General features: G+C 68.4%; 7 protein-coding genes. 3 read left to right on the top strand and 4 right to left on the bottom strand.

Annotated elements, in window-relative coordinates:
- The 4 genes from ACN4F8_RS15265 to ACN4F8_RS15250 all read right to left on the bottom strand — a co-directional run.
- Positions 1-988: CHASE domain-containing protein (locus tag ACN4F8_RS15265; RefSeq protein ID WP_419474346.1), on the bottom strand; the 988-nt coding region annotated here is incomplete at its 3' end.
- Entirely contained in the window at positions 985-1,365 is a 381-nt protein-coding gene (locus ACN4F8_RS15260; protein ID WP_419474345.1) for a response regulator, read from the bottom strand. The genes ACN4F8_RS15260 and ACN4F8_RS15265, both read right to left, overlap by 4 nt.
- Positions 1,366-1,622: 257 nt before the next feature.
- A complete protein-coding gene (locus ACN4F8_RS15255) occupies positions 1,623-3,284 on the bottom strand; it encodes a SulP family inorganic anion transporter (protein ID WP_419474344.1) in 1,662 nt (553 codons plus the stop codon).
- A 34-nt stretch (positions 3,285-3,318) separates the two neighbouring features.
- Positions 3,319-4,884: a methyl-accepting chemotaxis protein gene (locus tag ACN4F8_RS15250; protein WP_419474343.1), complete on the bottom strand. Its 1,566-nt coding sequence runs from the start codon at positions 4,882-4,884 to the stop codon at positions 3,319-3,321.
- A gap of 454 nt (positions 4,885-5,338) precedes the next feature.
- On the opposite strand from ACN4F8_RS15250, the gene ACN4F8_RS15245 reads away from it, so the two are divergent.
- From ACN4F8_RS15245 to ACN4F8_RS15235, 3 genes are all read left to right on the top strand, one after another.
- A complete protein-coding gene (locus ACN4F8_RS15245) occupies positions 5,339-6,886 on the top strand; it encodes a BCCT family transporter (protein ID WP_419474342.1) in 1,548 nt (515 codons plus the stop codon).
- Positions 6,883-7,560 carry a MarC family protein gene (locus ACN4F8_RS15240; RefSeq protein ID WP_419474341.1) on the top strand — a complete coding sequence of 226 codons (678 nt, stop codon included), beginning with the start codon at positions 6,883-6,885 and terminating at the stop codon, positions 7,558-7,560. Before ACN4F8_RS15245 ends, ACN4F8_RS15240 begins: the two co-directional genes overlap by 4 nt.
- A 167-nt stretch (positions 7,561-7,727) precedes the next feature.
- Positions 7,728-8,114: a hypothetical protein gene (locus tag ACN4F8_RS15235; protein ID WP_419474340.1), complete on the top strand. Its 387-nt coding sequence runs from the start codon at positions 7,728-7,730 to the stop codon at positions 8,112-8,114.
- Positions 8,115-8,180 lie beyond the last annotated feature (66 nt).

Here is an 8,180-nt window from a genome sequence, read left to right as displayed (position 1 = left end):
CGCGCTGGCGCTGGCGGCGTTGCAGCAGCATCAGGCCGGCGGCCAGCACGCTGCTGAGCACCACCCCGGCCAGGACCGTGCGGGCCGGTGAGGCCAGCCCGGCTGCGGCGCCCATGGCGGGCAGGGCCTGGGCGCGCATCACCCACTGGCGGCCCTGCACATCCAGCGATCGGGTGATCACGGTGTCCGATTGCAGGCCTGGCTGCGATTCAAAAAACGGTTGCGGATCGGTGCCGTCGTTGAGCGACACCCCCACTTCGCGCAGCCGGGGGCCGAGATCGGCCAGCACCTCGTTGGCCAGCAGCGGCATGTAGGTCCATCCCAGCGCGGCGGCCTCGCGCACCGGGGGCGACGGGTGCAGGCGGTTGTCGGGGTACACCGGCAGCAGCAACAGAAAGCCCCGGCTGGCCGGTTGGCTGGCCTGCACCAGATTGACCGGGGCGCTCAGGTGGGCCCGGCCCTCGCGGGCCGCTGACAGTGCCGCGTCCCGGCGGCGGGCCTCGGAGGCGATGTCCAGGCCGACCGCGCCATCGTTGGGGTCTTCCGGGTAGACGTGCTGGATGACGAGGCGGTCTTGCGTGTGCGGTGCGATTTCGCGGATGTTGAACCCGGCCGGGTCCTGCGCGCGCGCCTCGGCCAGAAAGCGGGCCTCGTCGCTGCGGGCCACGCGGCGTATGAAACCCAGGCCGCGTGCACCGGCGAATTCCTGCATCGCGTCGCGGCTGCTCACATAGGCCATGAACTGCGCGCGGGTGACCGCCGAGCCCCCGCTGACGGCCACCGCGCCGCGCGCCCCCCGCAGGGCGTGTTCGTAGAGCTTGAAGCGCTCCTCGATGTGGCGGATCAGCTCGTCGGCAGCCGCCTGGGTGCGCTCCTGCAGCAGGCGCTGGTTGGTCTGCTGCACCTGCCAGCCGGCCAGCGCGCTCAGGAGCACGCCAGCGCACCACAGCGCCAGCGCCAGCCGGCCGCTGCGCCGGACGGCAGTCATGGTGAACGGACCAGCCGTGTCAACCCTGCTGCGGTGTCTTTGTCCAGCGGCTTGCTCACGAAACCCAGCACGCTGGGGTGGCGGGCGGCGCGGCTGCGGTCCAGCGGATCGGAAGACGAGGACAGCATCACCACCACCGCGTGGCCGCGCTGCGCGGCCGGCAGCGCCTCGAACGCCTGCAGGAACGCGAACCCGTCCATGACGGGCATGTTGATGTCGAGCAGGATCAGGTCGGTGCCGTGCGTGGGGTCGTTGGCCAGCATGGCGAGCGCTTCGCGCGCCCGCTCGAAAGCGCGGATCTCGCAGTCGACGCCACAGCGCTGCAAGGCGATGCGGGTGAACAGCAGGTCGTTTTCGTTGTCATCGATCGTCAGCACGCGGCAGCTCATCGGGGCTCCAGAAAGCACGTTTTTTTGTTCAACCCTGACGTTGCTGCCCGGATGGCCAGACACCCGTTGTTCGCAGCAGGCATGTGAGCCCGGGCGACACAACTGTGCGCATGCCAGCGGCAACAGGCACTATTGGATCGCAGCCGCCCGACGCTGTCACTCCCCCGGTGCAGGGCAACAACGGGGTTCGGGTAAATATCGGCACAAACCGCGCATTTCTTGATGCGGCAGCCCGGCTGGTGAGCTCAGGCGGCTGGTTGCGACAGTGCGTCGGCGGCGCGCAACGCCTCGGCTTCGGTGCGGTAGAGGTGCAGCCGCGGGCCTGCGTCGAGGTGGCCCGCCCGCTGCAGCACCGCCTCCACCGGCAGCTTGATGCCCACCAGGTGCAGGTCGATGCGCAGGTCGTCCAGGTGCTCGCGCAGGCGCCCGAAGGCCTCGGCACCGGTGGCGTCGATCCAGTTGATCGGGTGCGCGATCCACATCACATGGCGCGTGCCGGGATGGGCGGCGATGTGCTCGGCGATGGCGCGCTCGAAGCCGTTGGCGGTGGCGAAGTCGAGCGCGGCGTCCATGCGCAGCGCGTACAGATCGGGCGCCAGCGGTGGCAGCAGCCAGAGGTGGCGGTCGCGCAGGCTGCCGTCGGGGTGCAGGCCCACCTCGATGATGCGCGGGTGCAGCCGCAGGTAAAGAAAGTGCGAGAGCGCCATCAAGACACCCGCCAGCACGCCCCAGTACAGCCGGGGCGCGGCCAGCAGCGTGATCGCGAAGGTCATGCCGGCAATGCCCGCTTCCACCCGCGACACCGACCACAGGTGCACGAAGGCGCGCGGCTTGATCAGGCCCAGGATGGCCACCATCACGATGGACGCCAGCACCGCCATGGGCACATGGCGCAGCAGCGGCGTGAGCACCAGCAACGCCACCAGCACCACCCCCACCGAGAACACCGTGGCCCAGCCGGTGCGCGCGCCGGCGTAGAGGTTGAGCGCGGAGCGCGAGAACGACGAGCTGGTGGGAAAGGCACCGCAAAAACCCGAGGCCAGTTTGGCCAGGCCCTGGCCGATCAGGTCCTGGTCCTGGTCCCAGCGCTGGCCGCGCTGCCCGCTCTCCACCTTGGCACTGGACGCCGTCTCCAGAAAACTCACCAGCGTGATCACCAGCGTGGGCAGCAGCAACTGGCCCAGCATGTTCCAGCCCGGCCAGGTGGGCAGGTAGGCCGAGGGCAGGCCCTGCGGCAAGTCGCCGACCACCTCGCCACCCACCGCTTCAAAGCCCACCGCGCGGCTGATGACCGCACTGGCCACCACCACCGCCAGCACCGTGGGAAAACCCGGGCGCCAGCGGCGCGCGAGCACCAGCGCGGCCAGGCTGCCCAGGCCGAAGCCCAGCGAGGGCAGGTGCGCCTGGGCCGGCCAGGCCAGGCCGTCCCAGCCGCCCAGACCGAGCAGGGCGGGCAGCTGCGACGCGATGATGAGCACCGCAGCGGCCTGGGTGAAGGCCATGAGCACCGGCGAGTTCACCAAATTGAGCAACCAGCCAAAGCGCGCAAAACCCAGCACGATCTGCAACAGCCCGCTGAGCAGCGCGAGCCACACGGCCAGCGCGATCCACTGCGCGCTGCCGGGCGCGGCCAGGCCGCTGAGCGAGGCGCTGATCAGCAGGCAGGTGAGCGCGGTGGGCCCCACCGACAGGCGCACCGACGAACTGAACAGCACCGCGATCAGCGCGGGCAGGAGCGAGGCGTAGATGCCGGTGATCAGCGGCATGCCGGCCAGCGCAGCGTAGGCCACGCCTTGCGGCACCACCATCAGCCCCACCGTGAGACCGGCCAGGGCCTCGCCGCGCAGCAGGGCCGCATCGGGGCGCGGCCAGGTCAGGAAAGGCAGCAGGCGTTTCAGGCGGGACATGCACCGATCGTAGCGGGCCGCCCCGTGCGCCCGTTCACGCCGCCTGCGCGAACTTGAAGGTCGACACCGTCTGCACCAGTTCACCGGCCTGGCTCTTGAGGCCGCTGGCGGCCGAGGCGATCTGCTCGACCATGGCGGCGTTCTGCTGTGTGCTCTGGTCCATTTGTGTCACGGCCTCGCCCACCTGGGCCACCGCGCTGCTCTGCTCGGAGCTGGCCGAGCTGATCTCGCCCACGATGTCGGTCACGCGGCGGATGCTCTGCACCACCTCGTTCATGGTGTTGCGCGCCTGGTCCACCAGGGCCGAGCCCTGCTCGACGCGGTCCACGCTGTCGGAGATCAGACCCTTGATTTCCTTGGCGGCCTCGGCGCTGCGCCCGGCCAGCAGACGCACTTCGCCCGCCACCACGGCAAAGCCGCGACCTTGTTCGCCCGCGCGTGCTGCCTCCACCGCGGCGTTGAGCGCCAGGATGTTGGTCTGGAACGCGATGCTGTCGATCACGGCAATGATGTCGGCTATTCTGCGGCTGGACTCGTTGATGGCCTTCATCTTGTCGACCATCTGCCCCACCACCTCACCGCCCTGCACGGCCACCGACGAGGCGCTTTGCGCCAGCGTGTTGGCCTGGCGGGCGTTGTCGGCGTTCTGGCGCACGGTCGAGCCGAGTTCCTCCATGCTGGCGGCGGTTTGTTCGAGTGCGCTGGCCTGGCTTTCGGTGCGCGCGCTCAGGTCGTGGTTGCCCTGGGCAATTTCGGTGCTGGCCAGCGCCACCGATTCGCTGCCCTGGCGCACGCGGCTCACGATGCCGGCCATGTTGTCGCGCATGGCGCGCAGGCTGTGCAGCAGGCTGTTGTGGTCGCCGGGTTTGAGGTCGATCGTCACGCCCAGGTTGCCCTGCGCCATGGCTTCGGTGATCGAGGTGGCCTGGGCGGGTTCACCGCCGAGCTGTTGGAGGATGCTGCGTGCGATTGCCCAGCCCACGCCCAGCAACACCACAGCCAGCGCCAGCGCGCACAGGCTCATCATGATCGTGCGTTCCCAGATGGTGGCGCTCACGTTGTCCACGTACACGCCGGAGCCGATCACCCAGCCCCAGGGTGCGAAGCCCTGCACGTAAGACACCTTCTGCACCGGCGCTTCGCTGCCGGGCTTGGGCCACATGTAGGACACATAACCCGCACCCGATGCCTTGACCGTGTTGACGAACTCGACGAACAGGTGTTTGCCGGTGGGGTCCTTGTTTTGTGAGAGGTCCTTGCCTTCCAGGTCCGGCTTGATCGGGTGCATCACCATCGTTGGCTGCATGTCGTTGATCCAGAAATACTCGGAGCCGCTGTAGCGCAGCGACCGGATGGCGGCCAGCGCAGCGGCTTTGGCCTGTTCTTCGCTCAGCTTGCCTTGCGCCACTTGCGCGTGGAAATGCACCGCAAGGCCGTGAGCGGTCTCCACCGTCTGGCGCACGCCGTTCTGGCGCTCGTCGAGCACCAGGGCTTTTTCAGAGGTGAGGAAGATGGCGAGCAGCACGGCCAGGCCAGCCACGGCGCTGGCCACGAGGATCGCCAGCCTTTTCGAGACGCCGAGCGAGGACAGTTGAAACATGGGGACTCCATTGAAAGTATTCGGGGGTTCTGCCTGTATCGGCGCCTTGGCCACCCGGCTGTAATGGAAAAAGCACCGGATTGACCCTGCATTTGCGCAGCGCCTGCGGTTGGGCCCCTCGGGCTCGGCGGCATTGGACCCAGGCTTTGGTGCTGCTTGGGGGACAATGCATGCCCTCATCGACGGCCTGTCCGGTGCACCTGGCTGCGCTGGAGGTGCCGGCCCTTGCTGGCAGCCCCGCAGCGAAGCGACCCCCGTGGTCGCTTCCCGAGTGCCCGTGTTCAACGGGCGCCTGGCGGGCGTCCCTGCCACATCGGGTCACCGCCGCCGTCGCCGCATTCACCGACCCATCCTGGCGCTGCGCCACCGTCCCGGCCCCCGTGCGCCGGGTTCAACCGACCGTTTCCGAAACGGCAACGGTCGCGCGCGCCTTTTCAACTGGAAGCTTGTTCCCATGCAACTCATCGTCTCGGCCGGGCTCATCCTGGCCATCGTCCTGTGGGGTGTCATCGCCCCCGACTCTCTCGGTGGGGTGTTCGACACCCTGCTGGCCGTGATCACACGCGACTTCGGTTGGCTCTACCTGTGGGTGGTGCTGGGCCTGGTGGTGCTGGCGATGGTGCTGGCCTTCAGCCGCTATGGCGACTTGAAGCTCGGCGCCGAGGACGATGAGCCCGAGTTTTCGGTGGGCTCGTGGTTCGCCATGCTGTTTGCCGCCGGCATGGGCATCGGCCTGGTGTTCTGGGGCGTGGCCGAGCCGATCTCGCATTACGGTGCGCCACCGCCCGGCATCGCCCCCAACACGCCCGAGGCGGCCAACGCCGCCATGCGCTACAGCTTCTTCCACTGGGGCCTGCACCCGTGGGCGGTCTACAGCATCGTGGCGCTGGCCATTGCGTTCTTCCAGTTCCGCAAGGGTGGCTCGGCGCTGGTGAGCACGGCGGTCGAATCGCTCCCCTGGGCGCCGCTCAAGAAGCTCGGGCCGGTGGTCAACGTGCTGGCCGTGATTGCCACGGCGTTTGGCGTGGCGGCTTCGCTGGGCATGGGCGCGCTGCAGATCAACAGCGGCCTGAATTCGCTCATGGGCCTGCCGGTGGGTGACGCTTCGCAGGTCGGCATCATTGTGGTGACCACGGTGCTGTTCCTGGCGTCTGCCGTCACGGGTGTCACCAAGGGCATCAAGTGGCTCTCCAACATCAACCTCATGCTGGCCGCGCTGCTCACGCTGGCCATCTTCGTGATGGGGCCCACCGTGGCCATCATCGACACCTTCACCAGCACGCTGGGCAGCTACGTGAGCGAGTTCGTCCGCATGAGCCTGCGCATGACGCCGTTCCGCGACAGCGGCTGGGTCAGCGGCTGGACCATCTTCTACTGGGCCTGGTGGGTGAGTTGGTCGCCGTTTGTGGGCCTGTTCATCGCGCGTGTGTCGCGCGGGCGCACCATCCGCGAATTCATCCTGGGCACGGTGCTGGCGCCCACGCTGGCCGCTTTTGTGTGGTTCTCGGTGTTTGGCGGCACCGCGCTCAACCAAGAAATCATGCAGGGCCTGCCGATGGCCGAGGCGGTGAGCGCCGACGTGTCCACCGCGCTGTTTGCCCTCTTTGAATCCATGCCGCTGGGCGGCCTGCTCAGCGGTGTGGCCACGGTGCTGGTGCTGCTGTTCTTCGTGACCTCGGGCGATTCGGCCACCCTGGTGCTGGGCATGATGAGCACGGGCGGCCAGGCCAACCCGAGCGCGCGTGTGAAGATCGTCTGGGGCCTGCTGGTCTCGGGCATCGCCATCAGCCTGCTGCTGGCCGGCGGGGTGAAGGCGGTGCAGACCGCCACCATCGTGTTTGCCCTGCCGTTCACCCTGGTGATCGTGCTCATGGCCGTGGCCCTGTGGCGCGGCGTGCGCGACGACTGGGACGACGAGCAGCGGCGCGACAAGGCCTTGCGCCGGCGCATGAAGAGCCTGGTTGACCAGCCCTCGTCACCACCACAGCCGCCCGCGGCATGACCTCCGAACTGCTGCTGGCGGTGGGCAAGAGTTTCCTGTTCGTGTTCGCCGCCATCCTGCCCATCTTGAACCCGGCGGCCACCGCGCCGATCTTCCTGGGGCTGACCGAGGGCGCCTCGCCCAGCACCCGCGCGCTGCTGGCGCGGCGCATCGCGCGCAACATGTTTGCGCTCATGGTGGGCTCGATGCTGGTGGGCTCATACGTGCTGGAGTTCTTCGGCATCTCGCTGCCCATCGTGCGGGTGGGGGGCGGGCTCATCGTGGCCGCTGCGGCGTGGCGGCTGCTCAATGCCAACCACGCCAGCGACGACCGCCGCACCGTGCTGGCCGAATCGTTCACGCCCGAGCAGGCGCGCCGCCAGGCGTTCTACCCGCTCACCTTCCCCATCAGTTGCGGTCCCGGCTCGATTGCCGCGGCCATCACCGTGGGGGTGGCGCTGAACGACACGCGCCTGTCGCTATCGCTGGCCCGCATGGGCGGTGGTGTGCTCGCGCTGCTGGCCATCGGCGTGCTGCTCTACCTGGCGTTCCGCTACGCCCAGCAATTGCTCAAGCCGCTGGGCGAGGCCGGCAGCGTGATCTTCCTGCGCCTCTCGGCCTTCATCCTGCTGTGCCTGGGCGTGCAGATCGTGTGGGACGGACTCAGCGAGTTGTTGCGCGGCTTGTTGCACTAGGGCCGGTTCACACCAGAACCGGGAGCGCCGGGCGCGTCCGCCGTGCCGTGCTATCTCCCCGGGGTATATTTTCAAACCATTGGAGCCCGCCAATGGTTTGAGCCACTTCCCATGCCCCTCAGCGTTTTCCGCGCCGTGTCGAACCGCTCAGCGTCCGGGCCAGCAGCGTGAGCACCCGCGCCCGCCTCATGCCTGCCCTGGTGGCGCTGTTCACGGTGTTGGGGGCCGTGTTTCTGTGGTGGCAGTCGGAGCGGTCCCGGGCGCTCCTGCAGGAGCAGGTGTTTCTGCAGGCCGAGAAGCGCAGCATGCACCTGGCCGACGCCATGGGTGGCCAGGTCGGCGGTTTGATCACCACGCTCGATCTGCAGGTGCGCGAACTGCGCCGCGAATGGTTGCGCGATCGGACCGGGTTTGATGCGATCGCGCAGGAGGTGCTGAAGTCCCTGCCAGCCGGTCTCGTGACACACGCCTCGGTGTCCAACGCCGAGGGCTATGTGGTCTTCGACAGCCTGGACACCCCGCTGGCCACCTACACCGGCGACCGGCCGCACTAACAGACCCAGCGGGAGAAGGCCGCTGAAGACAGGCTCCTGATCAGCGAGCCGGTGGAGTCGCGTCTC

The sequence above is a fragment of the Hydrogenophaga sp. genome, assembly GCF_048549895.1.
Classification (GTDB): Bacteria; Pseudomonadota; Gammaproteobacteria; order Burkholderiales; family Burkholderiaceae_C; genus Hydrogenophaga.
Note: the sequence above shows the minus strand (reverse complement) of the source record. Positions and strands in the feature narration are given on the sequence as shown.